Origin of the sequence: Deinococcus planocerae (assembly GCF_002869765.1) — a bacterium.
Taxonomy (GTDB): Bacteria; Deinococcota; Deinococci; order Deinococcales; family Deinococcaceae; genus Deinococcus; species Deinococcus planocerae.
The window spans coordinates 50,947-68,148 of sequence record NZ_PNOR01000016.1 but is presented as its reverse complement, the minus strand read 5'-3'; the positions used below and the strand labels follow the sequence as shown (position 1 = coordinate 68,148).

The 17,202-nt window shown below is 71.7% G+C and carries 18 protein-coding genes; 7 read left to right on the top strand and 11 right to left on the bottom strand.

What is annotated here, in order from left to right:
- Window positions 1–481: 481 nt before the first annotated feature.
- On the bottom strand, window positions 482–1,813 hold the full coding sequence (locus A7B18_RS10945) for a gluconeogenesis factor YvcK family protein (RefSeq protein ID WP_245872831.1): 1,332 nt from the start codon (window positions 1,811–1,813) through the stop codon (window positions 482–484).
- Window positions 1,810–2,652, bottom strand: coding sequence for an RNase adapter RapZ (gene rapZ, locus A7B18_RS10940; protein WP_102126734.1), 843 nt, complete (start codon window positions 2,650–2,652; stop codon window positions 1,810–1,812). Before rapZ ends, A7B18_RS10945 begins: the two co-directional genes overlap by 4 nt.
- Before the next feature lie 112 nt (window positions 2,653–2,764).
- On the opposite strand from rapZ, the gene serA reads away from it, so the two are divergent.
- Window positions 2,765–4,405, top strand: a complete 1,641-nt coding sequence (gene serA, locus A7B18_RS10935; RefSeq protein ID WP_102126733.1) for a phosphoglycerate dehydrogenase — start codon at window positions 2,765–2,767, stop codon at window positions 4,403–4,405.
- Window positions 4,406–4,442: 37 nt separating this feature from the next.
- Window positions 4,443–5,063, top strand: coding sequence for a Uma2 family endonuclease (locus A7B18_RS10930; protein ID WP_102126732.1), 621 nt, complete (start codon window positions 4,443–4,445; stop codon window positions 5,061–5,063).
- 10 nt (window positions 5,064–5,073) lie between these two features.
- On the opposite strand, the gene holA is transcribed toward A7B18_RS10930, so the two are convergent.
- The 4 genes from holA to A7B18_RS10910 form a co-directional block, all read right to left on the bottom strand.
- Window positions 5,074–5,976, bottom strand: a complete 903-nt coding sequence (holA, locus tag A7B18_RS10925; RefSeq protein ID WP_102126731.1) for a DNA polymerase III subunit delta — start codon at window positions 5,974–5,976, stop codon at window positions 5,074–5,076.
- Complete coding sequence (locus tag A7B18_RS10920; protein WP_102126730.1) at window positions 5,967–6,764, bottom strand: serine/threonine-protein kinase; 798 nt, start codon at window positions 6,762–6,764, stop codon at window positions 5,967–5,969. Before A7B18_RS10920 ends, holA begins: the two co-directional genes overlap by 10 nt.
- A gap of 156 nt (window positions 6,765–6,920) precedes the next feature.
- Entirely contained in the window at window positions 6,921–7,463 is a 543-nt protein-coding gene (locus A7B18_RS10915) for an MOSC domain-containing protein (RefSeq protein WP_102126729.1), read from the bottom strand.
- 85 nt (window positions 7,464–7,548) lie between these two features.
- Window positions 7,549–8,067 carry a hypothetical protein gene (locus A7B18_RS10910; protein ID WP_102126728.1) on the bottom strand — a complete coding sequence of 173 codons (519 nt, stop codon included), beginning with the start codon at window positions 8,065–8,067 and terminating at the stop codon, window positions 7,549–7,551.
- A gap of 124 nt (window positions 8,068–8,191) precedes the next feature.
- On the opposite strand from A7B18_RS10910, the gene argJ reads away from it, so the two are divergent.
- Window positions 8,192–9,367 (top strand): bifunctional glutamate N-acetyltransferase/amino-acid acetyltransferase ArgJ, encoded by a 1,176-nt coding sequence (gene argJ / locus A7B18_RS10905; RefSeq protein ID WP_102126727.1) that lies wholly within the window; start codon window positions 8,192–8,194, stop codon window positions 9,365–9,367.
- 6 nt (window positions 9,368–9,373) lie between these two features.
- Here the strand turns inward: argJ and A7B18_RS10900 are convergent, their stop codons facing one another.
- Window positions 9,374–9,820 carry a tautomerase family protein gene (locus A7B18_RS10900; protein WP_102126726.1) on the bottom strand — a complete coding sequence of 149 codons (447 nt, stop codon included), beginning with the start codon at window positions 9,818–9,820 and terminating at the stop codon, window positions 9,374–9,376.
- Window positions 9,821–9,907: 87 nt separating this feature from the next.
- Here A7B18_RS10900 and A7B18_RS10895 point away from each other — a divergent pair, with 87 nt between their 5' ends.
- Both A7B18_RS10895 and A7B18_RS10890 read left to right on the top strand, forming a co-directional pair.
- Window positions 9,908–10,702 (top strand): hypothetical protein, encoded by a 795-nt coding sequence (locus A7B18_RS10895; RefSeq protein WP_102126725.1) that lies wholly within the window; start codon window positions 9,908–9,910, stop codon window positions 10,700–10,702.
- Window positions 10,703–10,757: 55 nt separating this feature from the next.
- Window positions 10,758–11,510: a TspO/MBR family protein gene (locus tag A7B18_RS10890; protein WP_102126724.1), complete on the top strand. Its 753-nt coding sequence runs from the start codon at window positions 10,758–10,760 to the stop codon at window positions 11,508–11,510.
- Between the two features lie 57 nt (window positions 11,511–11,567).
- On the opposite strand, the gene A7B18_RS10885 is transcribed toward A7B18_RS10890, so the two are convergent.
- Window positions 11,568–12,680: a peptidylprolyl isomerase gene (locus A7B18_RS10885; RefSeq protein WP_102126723.1), complete on the bottom strand. Its 1,113-nt coding sequence runs from the start codon at window positions 12,678–12,680 to the stop codon at window positions 11,568–11,570.
- A 111-nt stretch (window positions 12,681–12,791) separates the two neighbouring features.
- On the opposite strand from A7B18_RS10885, the gene A7B18_RS10880 reads away from it, so the two are divergent.
- Both A7B18_RS10880 and A7B18_RS10875 read left to right on the top strand, forming a co-directional pair.
- Entirely contained in the window at window positions 12,792–13,856 is a 1,065-nt protein-coding gene (locus tag A7B18_RS10880; RefSeq protein ID WP_102126722.1) for a lipid II:glycine glycyltransferase FemX, read from the top strand.
- Window positions 13,857–13,946: 90 nt separating this feature from the next.
- A complete protein-coding gene (locus A7B18_RS10875) occupies window positions 13,947–14,486 on the top strand; it encodes a GrpB family protein (protein WP_102126721.1) in 540 nt (179 codons plus the stop codon).
- A 4-nt stretch (window positions 14,487–14,490) separates the two neighbouring features.
- On the opposite strand, the gene A7B18_RS10870 is transcribed toward A7B18_RS10875, so the two are convergent.
- Genes A7B18_RS10870 through A7B18_RS10860 form a run of 3 tightly spaced genes read right to left on the bottom strand, consistent with a single transcriptional unit; the run spans window position 14,491 to window position 17,078 of the window.
- The gene (locus tag A7B18_RS10870) at window positions 14,491–15,759 is read right to left on the bottom strand and encodes an MFS transporter (protein ID WP_245872830.1); all 1,269 of its coding nucleotides are present in this window, start codon (window positions 15,757–15,759) and stop codon (window positions 14,491–14,493) included.
- Between the two features lie 42 nt (window positions 15,760–15,801).
- Window positions 15,802–16,422: a DedA family protein gene (locus A7B18_RS10865; protein WP_245872829.1), complete on the bottom strand. Its 621-nt coding sequence runs from the start codon at window positions 16,420–16,422 to the stop codon at window positions 15,802–15,804.
- The gene (locus tag A7B18_RS10860) at window positions 16,419–17,078 is read right to left on the bottom strand and encodes a GNAT family N-acetyltransferase (protein WP_102126720.1); all 660 of its coding nucleotides are present in this window, start codon (window positions 17,076–17,078) and stop codon (window positions 16,419–16,421) included. The genes A7B18_RS10865 and A7B18_RS10860 overlap by 4 nt, the downstream gene beginning before the upstream one ends.
- Window positions 17,079–17,202 lie beyond the last annotated feature (124 nt).

Below are 17,202 nucleotides of genomic sequence, written 5' to 3'. Positions count from 1 at the left end.
GAGCGGGCTAGATGGCGGGGAGGGGCAGGGGGACTTGCGACGGTTAGCCCCCACCCCCCAGCCCCCTCCACCCAGAGGGGGCAACGTCTCCGCCGCGCGGGGCGGCCCGCGCGTTGACGCTCAGTTCTTGACGTGTCTCTCCTCTGGGTGGAGGGGGAGCGGCGCTGCGCTGGGCAAGGGCATACGGGCGGCGTGGGTGAGCGGGTTATCCCAGGCGGAATGTCTGATCTTGTCGCGTCTTGGTCGCACGCCCACCGTCTCGCTGCGCGAGCCGACGTGGTGGTGGGCCTGGAGCGTTCACTCTCTGCCACTGCTGGGGCGTCCAGCTAGACGTTTTAAAAAACAAAAGCTCTCGCTCTTTTAGCTCCTCCCCCTTGAGGGGGGAGGCTGAGAGGGGGTGAACTGCAACCGCCCCCAGCGCCCTCCCCGCCCCACATTCATCCCGCAGAAACAACAAGCACCACGCGGGCCGCCCTCCCCCTCACGCCGCCCGCGCCCGCGAGATCAGCGCCAGGAGCGCCTGGGCCAGGGCCGCCGGGTCGTGGCGGGCGGTGGGGCCCGTTTGGAGGAGGGGCGCGGTGCGCACGCGGCCCCGCAAGTCGCGGCTGGCGCCGTCGAGGCCCAGCACCTGGGCGCCCTCGGCGGCGTAACGCTCCCGCACGTCCGGGGGAATGGGGGCGCTGTTCATCAATACCCAGTTGGGGGCGCGGCCCAGGTGGGCGGTGATGGCGAGCACGTGGTCTTCGAGGGTGAGTCCCGTCGTCTCGCCGGGCTCGCTCATCAGGCTGGCGACGTACACGATGGGGGCGCCCGACTCGCGCAGGGCCCGCGCGATGTCCGGCACGAGCAGGGCGGGGATGATCGAGGTGAACAGACTCCCCGGTCCCAGGACAATCAGTTCGGCCTCGCGCACGGCGCCCAGCACGTCGGGAAGCGCGGGCAGCCCGGGGGGTTCGAGCCGCACGTCGAGGATGCGCGCCGAGCCCACCTGGCCGCTGAGCCGACTCTCGCCGCGCACCTCGCGCCCGTCGGAAAGCCGCGCGACGAGGGTGGCGGGCTGCGTCGTGGCGGGGAAGACCTGCCCGCGCACCCGCAGCACCTCGTGGATGTCGCGCATCGCGCCTTGCAGGCCGCCCTGTTCCTCGGAGAGGGTGGCGAGCAGCAGGTTTCCGAAGGTGTGCCCCTCCAGCCCCTCGCCGCGCCCGAAGCGGTGCAGCAGCAGCCGGGCGAGGACCGGGCTGTCGCTGAGCGCCGCGTAGCAGTCGGTGAGGTCGCCGGGCGCGATCATGTCGAGGGCCCGGCGCAGCCGTCCGCTCGATCCGCCGTCGTCCGCCACCGTGACGACCGCCGTGATGTTGCCGGTGTGGACCTTGAGCCCCATCAGCAGGTTCGACAGGCCCGTGCCGCCCCCCACCGCCACGATGCGGGGCCCGCGCGACAGGGTGCGGTGCGAGTAGATCACGTCGAGGGCCGTTTCGGGGGCGGTGCCCGTCGAGCGCAGCATCGAGCGGTTGAGCATCATGATGCTCAGGAGGGCGCCCCCGAGCGCGAGTCCCATCACCGTGATGCCGACCACGTAGAGGGGCAGCACCTCGGGCTTGGTGAGGGCATTGAGCCACAGAATCCAGCGGGTCGCCACGAAGTGCAGCGGCCCCGTCCAGGTGAAGTGCAAGAAGCCCACCGCCCCGATCAGGGTGCACCCCACGAAGAGGATCAGCCAGCGTTTGACCCCCAGCCCCGGTTCCATCCACATCCGGGCCCGGCGGGTGGCCCGGCGCGCGGCCTCACCCCGCGTGCCCGCCGACTCGCTCATCCCCCCTCTCCCACTTGCATGTCGCGGTGGTCGGTCACCTGCGCGCCTTGGTCGGCGAGGTCCCCCGCCAGCCGCGAGGCCACCGCCACCGAGCGGTGCTGCCCCCCCGTGCAGCCGATGGCGACCGTGTACCCGTGCCGCCCTGACGCCCGCGCCCGCTCGGCGGCGATCCGCACGAAGTCACGTACCTCCCCGTAGAAGGCTTCCGACGCTGCGTCCCCGAAGACATACCGCGCCACGTCGGGTTCCAGCCCGGTCTTGGGGCTCAGCTCGGGCACGTAGTAGGGGTTGGGCAGCGAGCGCACGTCGATCACGAGGTCGGCGTCGCGCGGGGGGGCGTTCTTGAAGCCGAAGCTCATCAGCCGCAGGGCGAAGTCGTGCTCCAGCCGGAAGGTGTGCAGCACCCGCTCGGAGAGTTCCCGCGCGCTCAGCGCCGTCGTGTCGATCACCGTGTCCGCGATGGCGCGCAGCGGCGCGAGGAGGTCGCGCTCGCGGGCGAAGTCCACCATCAGGGTCTCGCCCAGGGGGTGCTCGCGGCGGGTCAGGTTGTAGCGGCGCAGCAAGACTTCCGCGTTCGCCTCCAGAAAAAGGACCCGCAGGTCCTCGCGGCGGCGGGCCAGCCGGGCGTAGCTCGACTCCAGCGCCCCCAGGAAGTGCCGGGTCCGCGCGTCGGTGCTGATCGCCACCCGCTCCAGCCCCCGCGCCGTCACGAGGTCGTGCATCGCCCCCCACAGCTCGGGCGGCAGGTTGTCGGTGATGAAAAAGCCCGCGTCCTCCAGTGTCCTCAGCGCGGTGCTCTTCCCGCTTCCCGACAATCCCGACACGACCACAAACGGCATGGGGACAGTCTACCCTGGCGCCCGTGCTCCCGATTTCCCGGTGGTGGAGGCGGGAGCCCGTTGCCCTAGCCAAGTCCCGCGCCGCCGGGCCCGGCAGGCTTACCCTGACCCCATGACCGCCTCCCTCCCCGCCCGGACCGCAGCGGCGCCCGCCGAGGCGCAGGCCACCCCCCTGCGCGTCCTGATCTGCGACGAGATGAACCCCGGCCCCCTGGAGCACGCCGGGTTCGAGATCAGCTACGAGGGTAACCTCCCCCGCGAGGAGACCCTGCGCCGCCTCCCCGGGTACGACGCCCTGATCACCCGCAGCCGCACGAAGGTGGACCGCGGGCTGCTGGAGGCCGCGGGCGAGCGCCTGAGGGTCATCGGGCGCGGCGGCGTCGGCGTGGACAACATCGACCTGGAGGCGTGCAGTCGGAGAGGCATCCTCGTCCTCAACGCGCCCGAGAGCAACAACGTCTCGGCGGCGGAGCTGGCCGTCATGCACCTGATGGCCGCCGCGCGGGGCCTGACCCGTTCGGACCGCCTGACCCGCGCGGGCGAGTGGGACCGCAAGTTCCTCGGCGTCGAACTCAAGGACAAGACGCTCGGCATCGTGGGCCTGGGCCGCATCGGGAGCATCGTCGCCGACCGGGCGCAGGGCCTGAGGATGAACGTGGTCGCCTTCGACCCCTACGTCCCCGAGAACAAGTTCGAGCGCCTGGGGGTCGCGCGGGCCGCTGGTCTCGACGACCTGCTCGCCCAGGTGGACTTCCTGACCGTCCACACGCCGCTGACCGAGGAGACGCAGGGGATGATCGGCGCCCGCGAACTCGCCCTGCTCAGGCCCGGCGCCATCGTCGTGAACGCGGCGCGCGGCGGCATCGTGGAGGAGGGGGCGCTCGTGGAGGCCCTCAAGTCCGGCCACCTCTTCGGGGCGGGCGTGGACGTGTTCGTGGACGAGCCGCCCACCCCGGAGCATGTCTTCCTGAACGCACCGAATCTCGGCATCACGGCGCACCTGGGGGCGAACACCCGCGAGGCGCAGGAACGGGTGGGGGCGGAGATCGTTGGGCGGGTGCTCGCGGCCCTGCACGGCGACGTGAGCCGGGGGGCGGTGAATGCCCCGGCGCTCGACGCGAAGACGCTGGAGCTGCTCGGCGGCTACCTCGACCTCGGCGAGAAGCTGGGGCGCATCCTCGCGCAACTGCTGCCCGGCGCACACGACCTCGAAATTACCTTCCGGGGCGAGTTCCCCGCCGACCCCGCGCCCGTGGTGACCGCCGCCCTCGTCGGGTATCTGAGCGGCAGCACCGACGAGCGCCCGAACATGATCAACGCCCGCGCCCTGGCAAAGGAGCGCGGCCTGAACCTCGCCGTGCGGGAGGAGGGCGACAGCCCCGACTACCAGACCGAGGTCATCGTGCGGGTCACGAGCGGCGTGGGGGGCGAGAAGCGGCGCACCCGCACGGTGGGGGGCACCGTCTTCGGTCGCAGCCCGCGCCTCACCCGCCTGCGGGACTTCCGGGTCGAACTCGCGCCGGAGGGCTTCATCCTGATCGCCTCCAACCAGGACCGCCCCGGCGCGGTCGCCAAGCTCTCCAACCTGCTCGGCACCTGGGGGGTGAACATCGCCGGAATGGCCCTCGGGCGCGCGGAGAAGGGCGGGCAGGCCCTCTTCACCCTCACCCTCGACGACGGCCTGACCCCCGAGCAGCTCCAGGCGATCCGCGACCTCGACGTGATCGAGTCGGCGTTCCTGGTCAGGGTATAGAGGCGGGGGCGGGCCGTCCCACGCCTTACCATGAGGCATGAGCGACCCCGCCCTCCAGGTGATCAGCGTCGAGGAGTACCTGCGGACGGAGCAGGAGAGTCCGGTCAAGCGGGAGTACGTAGATGGATTCGTCTACCCCCTGCACGGCGCGACGCGTGCTCAAGCCGGGACGAGCAAGGCGCATATGCGGATCACCCTGAACTTCGTGCTGGCGTTGGACACGAAGGCGACCCGTGCCGGATGCCGACTCTACGCCGCCGATATGAAATTACGGATCGAGGGGAAGAATTCTTTCTACTACCCCGATGTCATGGTCGCCTGCGGGCAGGACAACGGCGAGGAGTACTACGAGACGGACCCCTGCCTGCTCGTGGAGGTCCTCTCCAAGCGCACCGCCGCCATCGACCGGCACGCCAAGTATCACGCGTACACGTCGATCCCCAGCCTCCAGATGTACCTGATCGTCTCCCAGAGCGAGCGGCGCATCCTGGCCTATCAGCGGGCGGGGGACGGCTGGCGGCTCACCCAATACGGCGGCACGGGCAGTATTTCCCTCGCCTGCCTAGGGCACACCCTCACGCTGGACGAGGTGTACCGGGGGGTCATCGATCCCGCGGGCTCGGCGGCCACCGGGTCCGGAACTCCCCCTCAAGCCTGAGCGGGACCCCTCAGACGCTCAGTTGCACGATCAGCCGCTCCAGCGTCGCCCCGGGGTCCAGCCCCCGTTTCATCGCCACGTCGGCGTCGAGGATGCGGGCGAGGTGGCCGCGCACCTTGTCCTCGCTGAGTTTCCGGGCCACGTCGAGCGCCTTCTTCGCCGGGTAGGGCTTGACGCCGAGCCTCTGGGCAGCAATGGCCTCGCTCACCCGCCCCTCCTCCTGGGTCAGGGCCACGCAGCGCGCGACGAGGCTGTACTGCCACACGACCGCCCCGAGCAGCTTGAAGGGGTCCTCTCCCGACGCGAGGAGGCGGCGAAGCTGGGTGACGGCCTCGCCGGGGCGCCCGGTCGTCGCGGCCCCCAGCAGCGCGAAGGAGTCGCCGGGCGGCTCGCGGCCCACGACCCGCCGCACGAGGTCGGCGCCGTGCGGCGGATCGAGGAGCGTGAGCTTGTTCAGCTCCCCCGCGATGCCCGTCAGGTCCGGCCCGAAGACCTCGGCGAGGTAGAGGGCGGCCTCGCGGTCGAGCTTGAGGCCCAGCCGCTTCGCCCGCTGCGTGACCCACCCCGCCACGTCCCCGGTCTTCTGCGGGACGGGGGCAGGGTGGTGCTCGCCGCGCGACTCGTAGAGTTTGACCCGGGTGGCGGGCGGGCTCTCGTCGAGCACGGCCACGGTGACGGGCGCGGAGGCGAGGAGGTCGAGCAGCGCCTTGTCGGGCTTGGCGCCCGCGAGGTCCACGACCACGCCGCCGTCCCCGAAGAGGCTGGGGGCGAGGAGGGGGGCGACCGCCTGAGGGGTGACCTCCTCACCCGCGAGGCGGGGCAGGTCGCGCACGTTGAGGCCGCGCGAGGCGAGGGTTTCCCGGAGCGTCTCCTCCGCCAGGAAGCGGTTGCCGCTGAAGGCGACTAGGGGCACGCGGCGGCCTCCAGCGAGCGCCGCACCCCCTCCAGGGCGGCGAGCATCTCCCCGGCGGTGGCGGGCCGCGCCTCCGGGTCACGCTCCAGGGCGGCGCGCAGGACGGGGTGCACCTCGGCGGGGCCGGGCAGGGGCGCGCAGTCCTCGCTCAGGCCGACGAGCCAGCCCAGCGCGTCCTCGAAGGGGGGAAAGCCCGCCAGGCAGTCGAACAACAGGACGCCCACCGAATACAGGTCGCTGCGGGGGTCGCCGCGCACGCCCCGGAACTGCTCGGGCGCCATGAAGTGCGGGGTGCCCATGCGGGTGCCGTCGTGGATGTCGCTTCCCAGCGCGCGGGAGTGGCTCATGCCGAAATCCACGAGACGCACCGCGTCGCCCCGCGCCCGCGTGTCCAGCAGCAGCACGTTCTCGGGCTTGAGGTCGTGGTGGGTCACGCCGCGCGCGTGCAGGTGCTCGACGGCGCGCAGCAGGCCGCTCGCCACGCACAGCGCCGCCTCCGGGGGGAGCGGGCCTTCTTGCACCACCTCGCGCAGGGTGCGGCCCGGCACGAAGGGAAAGATCAGTTGGCGCGGCGTGCGCGCGAGCGGCGACACGACGAGCGGGTGATCGAGGCTGGAAGCGATCTCGCCCTCGTGCGCGAAGCGCAGGGCGGCCTCGGGTTCGGCGGTGAGCAGCGTCTTGACGAAGACGGGCTGGCCCCGCCACTCCCCGACCACACTCTGGACGCCGCCGCGTGTGGCGAGGACGCGGCGGCGCTCGATGGGTTGGGCGACACGGAAGTCCTGCACCCGGTCATTTTAAACTCAGTCTTCCTACAGTTCTGTCACACCGTGTCCCTGTGAGGGGAAGCGGCCCCGCCCGGCCTCCCCCGTCCCCCACCTCACCCGCGCGAAATCCGCCGCCCTGGTGCGCTGTTTCACGCTGGGTGGTCGGCCCCTGACCCGTCACACCCGGTCGAGGGCCTCGTGGGGTCCGGGCGGCAGCTCGACGCGGATGGGGTCGCCCGGGCGGACCTCGCCCCCCGCGAGGACGATGCCCATGATCCCCGCCCGGCGGACGACGCGGCCCTCCCCGTCTCGGCTCAGCACGGCGGCGAGCAGGCCGGGCCCAAAGGCCTCGATCTGGGCGCAGGGGTTGCGCAGCCCCGTCACCTCGACGACCGCCGCCCCGCCGAGGTGCAGCCGCGTGCCCCGGGGCAGGCCGAGGAGCTCCACGCCCCGGGTGGTGACGTTCTCGCCCATCTGCCCGGCGAAGACGGCAAAGCCTCGCACTTGCAACTCGTCGTGCAGTTCGGCGTGAAGGAGATGGACCTGCCGCAGGTTGGGCTGCGTGGGGTCGGCGGCCACCCGCGAGCGGTGCCGGACCGTGTGGCCCAGGTGCGCGTCTCCCTCCACGCCGAGCCCGGCGAGCAGGCGGACGCTCTCCCGGTTCGCCTTGCTGAAGGTGTGCTCCGCGCTCACGCTGACGGCGGTGACGGTGGCGGTCATGCGCTCATCGTAGGCCCCGCCGGGCAAGGGAAGAGGGGGCGGGCGCCTCGTTCGGCCCCACCCCCTCCCCGGTCCTTCCTCCGGCTCAGCTCACGCGGACGCTGTTCACGAGGTTGCGGACGACGGTCTCGTTGCGGCTGTAGTCGGCGGTCCGGGCCGCGATGGTCACGACGAGGGTGCGGCCCTGGAGGCTGGTGACGAGGAGTTCGCGCCGCACGTCGTCGCCCTGGCCGGGGGTGGTGAAGATGAACTGCGCCCAGGGGGTGCCGCCCATCTGCACGAGGTTCGCCCGCAGGGTCTTGACGTTGGGCACCTGCGCGCGGATCACGGCGGGAAACTGGGTCACGAGGTCGGCCACCTGCGCGGGCGCGAGCTTCCCTTCGCGCCACTCGAAGGCCACGGTGACCTTGCGGTCCTCGGTGAGAAACACGGCGTCCGGGCGCCCCGCCGCCGAGGGGAAGGCCTTGGCGATCCCGGCGTCGCTCAGCGTCAGGAGGCGGGCGTTGGGTTCGAGCGTGACGGGCAGCGACTGGAGCTTGACGGGTGCGGCGAGCGCGCTGGACAGCAGGCCAGCGGCCAGCAGGGAGAGCAGGGCCTTCTTCATGGGGTCTCACGTTACCCGCCTGCCCCTTCGGTGCCATGAAGGGCGCGTGAGGAGCGTGCGGGAAGAGGTCATGTGGAGATCAGCCTGTGGAAGAGCGTGGGCCGGGTCCCGCTACCATGCGCCCATGACGGATTCCGGGCAGGCCCCCGACACGACCTTTCCCCAGGGCTTCCGCGCGGCGGCGATGAGCGCGGGCATCAAGCCCAGCGGCAGGACGGACCTGAGCTGCGTGGTGAGCGACGCCGATTGCACTTGGGCCTTCGCGGGCACCCGCAGCACGACGGCGGCGGCCTGCGTGGGGCGCAACCGCGAGCTGTACCGGGAGGGGAGGCCCGTGCGGGCGCTGCTCGTCAACGCCGGGAACGCCAACGCCGCGACCGGGGCGCGGGGCGTGCGCGACAACGCTGACATGGCGGGGGCGCTCGGCAGCGTGCTGAACGTGGACCCGGGCGCGGTGCTCACCGCGAGCACGGGCATCATCGGCCACCCCCTCCCGATGGACCGGGTGCTGAGCGGCGTGGAGCACCTGCCGGGGGAACTGGGCGCGGCGGCGGGTCCCTTCGCGGCGGCGATCATGACGACGGACACCCGGCCCAAGCTGGCGTCGGCGACGCTCAGCACGGGAGCGCGCATCGTCGGCACCGCCAAGGGCAGCGGCATGATCCACCCCGACATGGCGACCATGTTCGCTTTCGCCTTCACGGACGCGCGGGTGGAGGAGGGCGTGCTGCGGGGGGCCTTCCCGGGCATCGTGAACCGGACCTTCAACGCGGTGACGGTGGACGGCGACACGAGCACGAACGACATGGCGGTGGTGCTGGCGAACGGCCTCGCCGGGGAGGTGGACCCGGCGGAGTTCCTGGCCGCCCTGGAGGGCGTCATGCGGGAGCTGGCCCGGATGATCGCCGCCGACGGGGAGGGGGCCACCAAGCTCCTCACCGTCCGGGTGTCGGGGGCCCGCACGGAGGCCGAGGCGCTGACCGCCGCCCGCACCTGTTGCGTGAGCCCCCTGCTCAAGAGTGCCGTCCACGGCAACGATCCCAACTGGGGCCGGGTGATCATGGCGGTGGGCCGCAGCGGCGCGGCGGTGAACATCGAGCGCATGACGGTCAGGGTGCAGGGCCATGCCGTCTTCGCGGGCAAGCCCCTGTCCTACGACGACGCGGCGGTGAGCGCCAGCATGAGGGCGCAGGAGGTCGTCTTCGAGGTGGACCTCGGGGTGGGGGAGGCCGCCGGCGAGGCGTGGGGCTGCGACCTGAGCGCCGAGTACGTGAGCATCAACGCGGACTACACGACCTGAGGGGGCTCAGCCGCCGCGCGCCTTGAGGAATTGGCCGATCCACGGCACCTGATCGGAGAGGAGGCGGCCCCCCACCGCGAAGTCGCGCGGCGGGTAGGAGTGGAAGCGGAGGTTGATGCCGTCCACGTCCCCCGGCCCCACCCCGAACAATCGCGCGAGGACGGGGGTCAGGTGGCGGGCCACCCGCCGCTGCCTGCGGGCACCCATGTTCCAGTCGGAGAGTTCGACCGTGAGGTCCACCCGGCCCCGCTCGCGGGGGGTGCGCCCGCCGATGTAGAGGTCCTCGTCGCGGGACTCGGCGAAGTGGACGGTCGTGCGCTCGCGCAGCTCCTCGCGGCTGGGGCCGCCGCGCGGCGAGAAGAAGAGGAGGTTGACCGCCTCGGTGAGCGCCCGGGCCACCTCCGCCTTGCGCTCGGCGGAAAGGGGCGCACAGGTAACGCGCAGGTAGGGCATGGGGTCAGTGTAGGTGCCCTCCCCATCTCCTCCTTGAGGCTTTGCTGAGGCGGCGTCCAGGGGGCGCGAGAGGGGATAGCGTGGGCCATGACGAGCCCCACCCTCCCCGCCTCTGCGCTGGCCCGCCCGCTCGACTTCTCGCTGCCGTCGAACCGCCTCGTGGTGGCGGGCGCCGCCGTGAGCATCCTCGCTGCCCGGCTCTCCGGCCACTCCTGGACTTCGGCGCTCGGCGTGGGCGCGGCGGGTTTCCTGGGGTGGTCGGCGGCGCGCGAACTCGACCCCGATCACCCCGACACGGCGGGGGCGGCATTGCCGCTGGCGGCCCTCGCGGCGCTGGCGGGGGGTCCCCCGAACGTGCTCGCGGGCCTCTCCGTCCTGAGCGGGCTGCGGGTCCTCGCGGCCACGGTGGGACAGGCGCCGACCCCGCTCGACGTGGTGGCCCTCGCCGGGCAGGCGGGGCTCTCGGCGCTGACGGGGGAGTGGGTGGCGGCCCTGGTGCCGGGCGCGGCGCTCGCGCTGTCGTCCACCCGGGCCGACGCCTTTCGGGGGTCGGAAAGGGACGCCGGGCTCGTCGCCCTGGCCGCCCTGCTGCCGGGGGTGCGCCGGGGGCAGGGCCGCGGCCCGCTCGCCGACGGGCTGGCCCTCGCCGCGTTGGGCGTGTCGGGCGTGCTGTCCAGGCCCGAGGCGGTGGCGACCGAGTGCGACCGCGCCCCGACCCTCGTTCCTGCCGAACGGGTGCGTCTCACGCGGCTCCTCGCGCTGGGGACCCTGGGTGCGGGCCTGGTCACCCGCGAGACCCGCACACTCGCGCCCCTCGCCTCGGCGGCGCTGGCGGTGGGGCTGAGGCGGGCCTTGCCCCGCGCCCGGACGGGTCAGGGGTGAGGGGGAGCCGGGGGGAGCCTCGCCCTCCTCACCCACGGGGTGCGTAAGCTGGAGCATGACTGGACTTCCCCGGCAACTGACCCTGCTCGCGGCGACCGTCCTCACGCTGGTGATGAATTACCTCAGCAACGCGCTGCCGCTGTTCGGCAACAGCAACCGCGAGGTCAGCGACAGCCTGCCGAACGCCTTCACGCCCGCCGGGCTCACCTTCTCGGTGTGGGGGGTGATCTTTCTGGGGCTGATCGTCTTCGCGGTGTACCAGGCCCTCCCGGCGCAGCGCGGCCCGCGCCTCGACCGCCTCTTCTGGCCTTTTTTGCTGGCGAACGGGCTCAATGTGGCGTGGCTGCTCGCCTTCCAGAGCCTGAACTTCGGCCCCAGCGTGCTCATCATGCTCGCCCTGCTCGGCAGCCTGATCTGGCTGTACCTGGGGGTGCGCGAAGTGGAGCCGCTCGGCGCCGAGCCCCTCACGCTCGCGCTGCCCACCAGCCTCTACCTCGCCTGGATCAGCGTGGCGACCATCGCCAACATCACGGCGTTTCTCGTCAGCCAGGGGGTGACGGACGGCCTCGCGGGGCTGGGCGGCCCGGCGTGGTCGGCGGTGCTGGTGATCATCGCGGGGCTGCTGGGCGTGTTCTTCCTGGTGCGCTTCCGGGATTACGCCTTCGCCGGGGTCTTGCTGTGGTCCTTTTACGGGGTGTACGCCGCGCGGCCCGAGGTGAACACGGTCGTCCTCGGCGTGGCGCTCGCCGCCGCCCTCGTGCTGCTGGGCATCGTGCTCGCGGCGCGGCGACCCAGAGCGGCGCTGTAGGGCACCCGACGAAAGGGGAGAGGCCGCCTTCAGCCTCCCCCCGACCGGAACAGGGATTTACTTGCTCGTCGTGTTGCTGGGGGTGGGGGAGCCCGTCGCGGGGGTGGGCGCGGCGACGAGCGCCGGGGTCGTCTGGATGTTCAGGCGCAGGAGCTGGGCGTCGAGGTACTTCTGGGCGGCGTCGCGGGCGAGCTGCTCGCGGATGGTGGGGGCGACCTCCGCGAGGGGAGCGAGGCCCGCCGCGTTGCGCTGCGTGACGAGGAGGACGTGCCAGCCGTACTCGGTCTGCGCGATCTGGGGCTGATTCAGGGGGCCGCTGAAGGCCGCCTTGTCGAAGGCCGCCACCGTGTCGCCGGGCGCGATGCAGCCGAGGTCACCGCCCTCCGCCGCGCTGCCGGGGTCCTGGCTGCGTTCCTGCGCGAGCTTGGCGAAGTCCGCCCCCGCCCCCAGGTCCCTCAGGACGGTCTGGGCCTCGGCCTGGGTCTTGACGAGGATGTGGCGCACGCAGGCCTGCGCCGGGCGGTTGAACGACTGTTTGTTCAGGTTGTAAAAGCTCGTGACGAGGGCGTCCCCGAACCGGAGGCGGGTCTTGATGCCCTCCAGGTACGCGGAGACGACGGTCTGCCGCTCCAGGTCCGCGCGCAGCTCGGCCTCGCTGTCGTAGCCCGTCGCCTTCAGGGCCTCGGTGAATTCGGCGTCGGAGTCAAAGCCCTTCTTCGCCTCGGCGAGCTGCTCGTCGATCTGGGCGGGGGTGACCTTGGTGTCCCGGCGGGCGAGCTGGTACACGGCCCGGTCGCGGGCGTACTGCTTCAGGAATTCCCCGCGCGCCTCGGCGAACTCGGGCAGGATGTCGGTCGTGAAGGGCACCCCCTGCGAGTTCAGCACCCGCGCCACCGCCACCCGGAAGGCCTTTTCGTAGTCGCCCAGCGTAAATCTCTCGCTGCCCACCACCGCGACGACCGCCTGGGCATTCGCGGCGGGGGCCGCCGTGCCCTGCGCGGGCGCGGTCCGGGCCGGAGCGGCAGGCGTGGTCTGAGCCGGAGTGGTCTGCGCCGGAGCTGCCTGGGTCGGCGCGGGAGCCGGGGCCGTCTGCGTGGGGGCGGGCGGGGTGGTCTGGGCCAGGGCCGCGCCGCCGAGCAGCAGGGCGAGCGTCAGGATGCTTTGTTTCATCCGCCCACTCTAGCGTCCCCCGCCGCCGGAAATCCGTCGTCAGGGCCGGGCGGCGGGGGCGCGGCTCTCCCCGTCCTGACGACTTCCCCGCCCCTGCTACAATCCCCCCCGATGCGCCTGACCCTCGCCCCGGCCACCGATGCCCGCGTCTACGACGACGCGGTGCGCTCGCTTCCCCTCACCTCCGCCCTGCAAGGCTGGGGGTACGGGGAGGCGCGGCGGGTGCTCGGTCAGGTGCCCGTTCGCTACCTGATCCAGCGCAGCGGGCAGACGGTCGGTGCCGTGCAACTCCTGCGCAAGCGGCTCGTGCCTGGGCTCAGCACCCTCTACGCCCCGCGCGGCCCGGCGCTGGAGTCGCTCGACCTCCTGCCCGCCTTCGCCGAGGCGGTGCGCAAGGTCGCCCGCGCAGGCGACGCCCTCCTCAAGGTCGAGCCGCCCTCGCCCGTCCCCGCCGACGACTCGGTGCCCGTCCCGGAAACGTTCGGACCGCTGCGCCGCGCCGAGTCCGAGCAGCCCGAGCACACCATCCTCGCCGACCTCACCCGCCCCGAGGACGAGCTGTTCGCCGGCCTGCACTCGATGGCCCGCCGCAACGTCCGCGCCGCGCAGAAGCTGGGCGTGGTGGCGGGCCGCGACGACGACTTCGAGGCGTTCTGGGACATCTTCACGGCGACGAACGAGCGGGCCAGGCTCGGCGCCTTTCCCCGCGCCTACTACGAGACGATGCTGCGGGAGGGGGGCGCGTACGGCGGCGAGGCCTACATCGTCCTCTCGCGGTACGAGGGGAAAGCGCTCGCCGGAGGCTTTTTCCTGGCGATGGGCACGGGCACCTCTTACCTCTTCGGCGGCAGCGTGAGGGATGACCGGACCCAGCCGGACGGCACGCCCTACAAGGACGCCAAGGCGCCCGACGCCTTCTACTGGAACGCGATGCTGGACGCCAAACGGCGGGGCTACACCCTCTTCGACTTCTGGGGTATTCCCCGCAGGCTGGACGAGGACAAGCATTCCTTCGGCGTCTTCAAGATGAAGCTCAAGTTCTCCGAGCACCGCGTCTGGTATCCGGCCTACGACCTGAATCTCAACGCCGCCGCCCCCGCCATCGTGAAAGCGCTGCGCTGGCGCAAGACACAGAACAATCTCAGGAAGCGGGGGAGTGCGGAGGACGTGTTGTAGTTGTACTCTGCCACTTCCTTTTCCGTTCAGAGCGGATTTTTCAGAACAGATGCTGTTGCTGAACCAAAAGCATGAGCCTACACTGACGTTATGACACTCGGACTCAAGCGGGGGATCGTCGAGCTGCGCCCTTCGTCGGAGAACTATCCCACCCTTTTTGAAGAAGAACGCGCCAGGGTGCAGCAAGCTCTCGGTTCCCTTGTCCTCGATATTCAACATGTGGGAAGCACGAGTGTTCCGGGTCTTGCAGGCAAACCTATCCTTGACCTCACTGTAGCTGTGCAATATGTAGCCCAAATGTATGCTTGCGTCCGTCCTCTACAACAACTCGGATATACGTCCTTCGGTGATAGGGAAGGCTGGGGAGAGTATTTCTTCGCTAAGGGTACGGACGACGCACGCACACATTACGTGCATCTCCTGCCTCTCAGCCACCGGAAATGGAGTGAATACCTGATTTTTCGTGATGTCTTACGACAGCGCCCTGACCTACGCGACGAGTACCAGCAAATGAAAACGGTGCTTGCTCAGCAGCACTCGGGAAGCCGTACAGAGTACACAGCCCGAAAAGGGTTATTTGTGCAGCGCGTTCTTGCCGATTTTGGTTCCCTCCTGCCTCGCTCAAAGTGACCAGTTACCGGGTCGCCTGGACCCGCCGCGCGGGCGCCGTCACCCCCAGCGCCAGCACCGCCGCCGCCCCCGCCAAGATCGCCGCCGCGATCATCGCCGCGCTGTAGCTCCCCAGGGCGTCCCGGCTGACGCCGCCCAGCCACGAGGCCAGCGCCGCGCCGACCTGATGGGAGCAGAAAATCCAGCCGTACACGGTGCCCACGTTCGCCCGCCCGAAGGTGTCGGCGGTCAGCGCGATGGTGGGCGGCACGGTGGCGATGTAGTCGAGGCCGAAGAGCACCGCGAAGAGGGTCAGGCTGTAGCCCGGCGGCACGAAGGGCAGGAGCGCGAGGCTGACCCCCCGGAAGGCGTAGTACATCCCCAGCAGGAAGCGCGGGTCCACCCGGTCGGTGAAGTACCCGCTGGCGAGCGTGCCCACGAAGTTGAAGGCCCCCATCACCGCCAGCATCCCCGCCGCGAAGCCCGGCGTCAGGCCCAAGTCCCCGCAGTACGCGATAAAGTGCGTGCCGATGATCCCGTTGCTCGTCGCCCCGCAGACGAAGAAGGTCGCCGCCAGCAGCCAGAAATCGCGGTGCCGCACCGCCCGCGCCATCACCCGGGCGTCGGGTTGTGGGGCGGTCTGGGCCGGGGCGCCCGCCGTCACCGGGTCGTCGTCGGGCCTGAGCCCCACCTGCGCCGGGCTGTCGCGCAGCAGCCACCACACCAGGGGGACGAGCACGAGCGCCACCGCCGCGACGATCCAGATGCCGCCCGTCCAGCCCAGATGCTGCGCCCAGCCCGTGAGCAGGGGGATGAACAGCAGTTGCCCCGCGCTCGTCGCCGCGCCGAAGATGCCCGTCACGAGCCCGCGGCGCCGCACGAACCAGCGGGTCGCCACGGTCGCCCCCAGGACGCTGCCGACCAGCCCCGTGCCCAGGCCGCTCAGCAGCCCCCAGGTCAGGTGCAGCCCCAGGGCCGAGCGCGAGAGGGTGGTCAGCGCGAAGCTCAGCGCCACGAGCACGAGGCCCACGGTGGCGACCCGGCGCGGCCCGAAGCGGTCCATCAGGCGGCCCGAGAGGGGAGCGGCGAGTCCGAAGACGAGCAGGCCCAGGCTGACGGACAGAGACAGCGTGGAACGGCTCAGGCCCAGCGACTCCTCCATCGGCACCAGAAACACGCCGGGCGCCGAGCGTGCCCCCGCCGCGACCAGCAGGGCCAGCACCGTCACCGCCACCACCACCCAGCCGTAAAAGAGCCTCTGTGTTCGGGAACTCGGGGCGGTCGGCTCGCTCACCGCCCGATCATAAACCTTTCGTGAAGGTCGGGGGCGGACGACCTACGCCGGGGGGCTCCCGGTCCCATCCTCCCTCCGGCCCCTCAGCCGCCGCACTCCCCACCACAGCGCCGCACCCAGGGCGGCGAGCAGCAGGACAGGTGTCAAGTCCGCCTCCGCCCGCCGGACGTACCGCAGCGCGGCCTCCCCGGACTTCCACAGGAGGTACTGCCAGAGGCCGACGTGCAGCACGGCCCCGACGAGCGCCCAGAGGGTGAAGGGAGCGGGGCGCACGCCGAGGGCGCGGGCGGTCCACGTCACGGGCGTGCGCAGCGACCCGACGCTGCGGCTGAGCACGATCAGGAGCGGCCCGGCGTGGGCGGTCAGGCGCCGGACCCGGGGGGTCTCCATCCGCTCTCGCCAGCGTGCGGGCAGCCGCTCCAGAATCTCTGCGCCGAGTGCATACCCCGCGAGGCTTCCCAGGAAGTTGCCCAGCGCCCCCCACAGCACCGCCTCGGGGTAGCTCGTGGCCCCCGCGCTGATCAGGGCCGCCTGCGCCAACATGGGCAGGATGCCGGGAATGCCGGGCACCCCCGCCCCCTCCACGAACATCAGCCCCAGGGTCGCCGCGTTCAACCACGCCGGGTCGAGCGCCGTGAGCCACGCGGGCAGCTCGGGCGTCACGCCCGCCCCCTCGTGAGGTCGAGGGCCATGGTGACCTGCTCCTCCGCCTGCCCGGTCCAGGGCGTCCAGAGCGGTGTGCGCCGCGCCGCCCAGACCCGGAAGCCGCGCCGCTCGTACAGGTGAAGGGCGGCGACGTTGCGCCGGGTCGTCGAGAGCTGGACGCCGGGCACCCGCCGCGCCCGCAGCTCGGAGAGGTAGGCGTCGAGGAGCGCCCCCCCCGCTCCCAGCCCCCGCGCCGACGCGAGCAGGTTGAGGTGGAGGTGGGCCGGGTAGAGGTCGGCGGGCGGATGCGGCACCCCGTAGAGCGTCGAGCGCAGCAGGTAGCGCAGCGAGGGCCATGCGCCCGGCAACCGCCCCGTCACCAGCCGCCCGAGCAGCCCCGGCACCTGCCCGGCGAGGGCCAGCGAATACCGTCTCGGGTCCACGCTCCCCAGGATGTACCCGACGACCTCGCCCCCCTCCCGCTCGGCCACGAAGCCGAGGCCGCCCCCTCCCGGCGTGAGATACGGCGCGACCCACAGGGCGGCGAAGAGCGGGCGCGAGGGGAAAAAGCGCGCGGCACTCTCCCCGAAGTAGGCCGTCTCGTAAGCGACGCGGGCCAGCGCCTGCCGGTCGGCGGGCACCACCGGGCGCAGGGTGAGGGTGGGGGCGGCCATGGGACCCAGCCTAAGCCTCCGGGAAGCGGCGGCGTGCCTGCGCTCCCGCGCGCACGCGTGGTAAATTGAACCCAGTCCAGAGATTCCCATTTCGCCGGGGCGAGGGTTCCCGCCCATGCCCCGG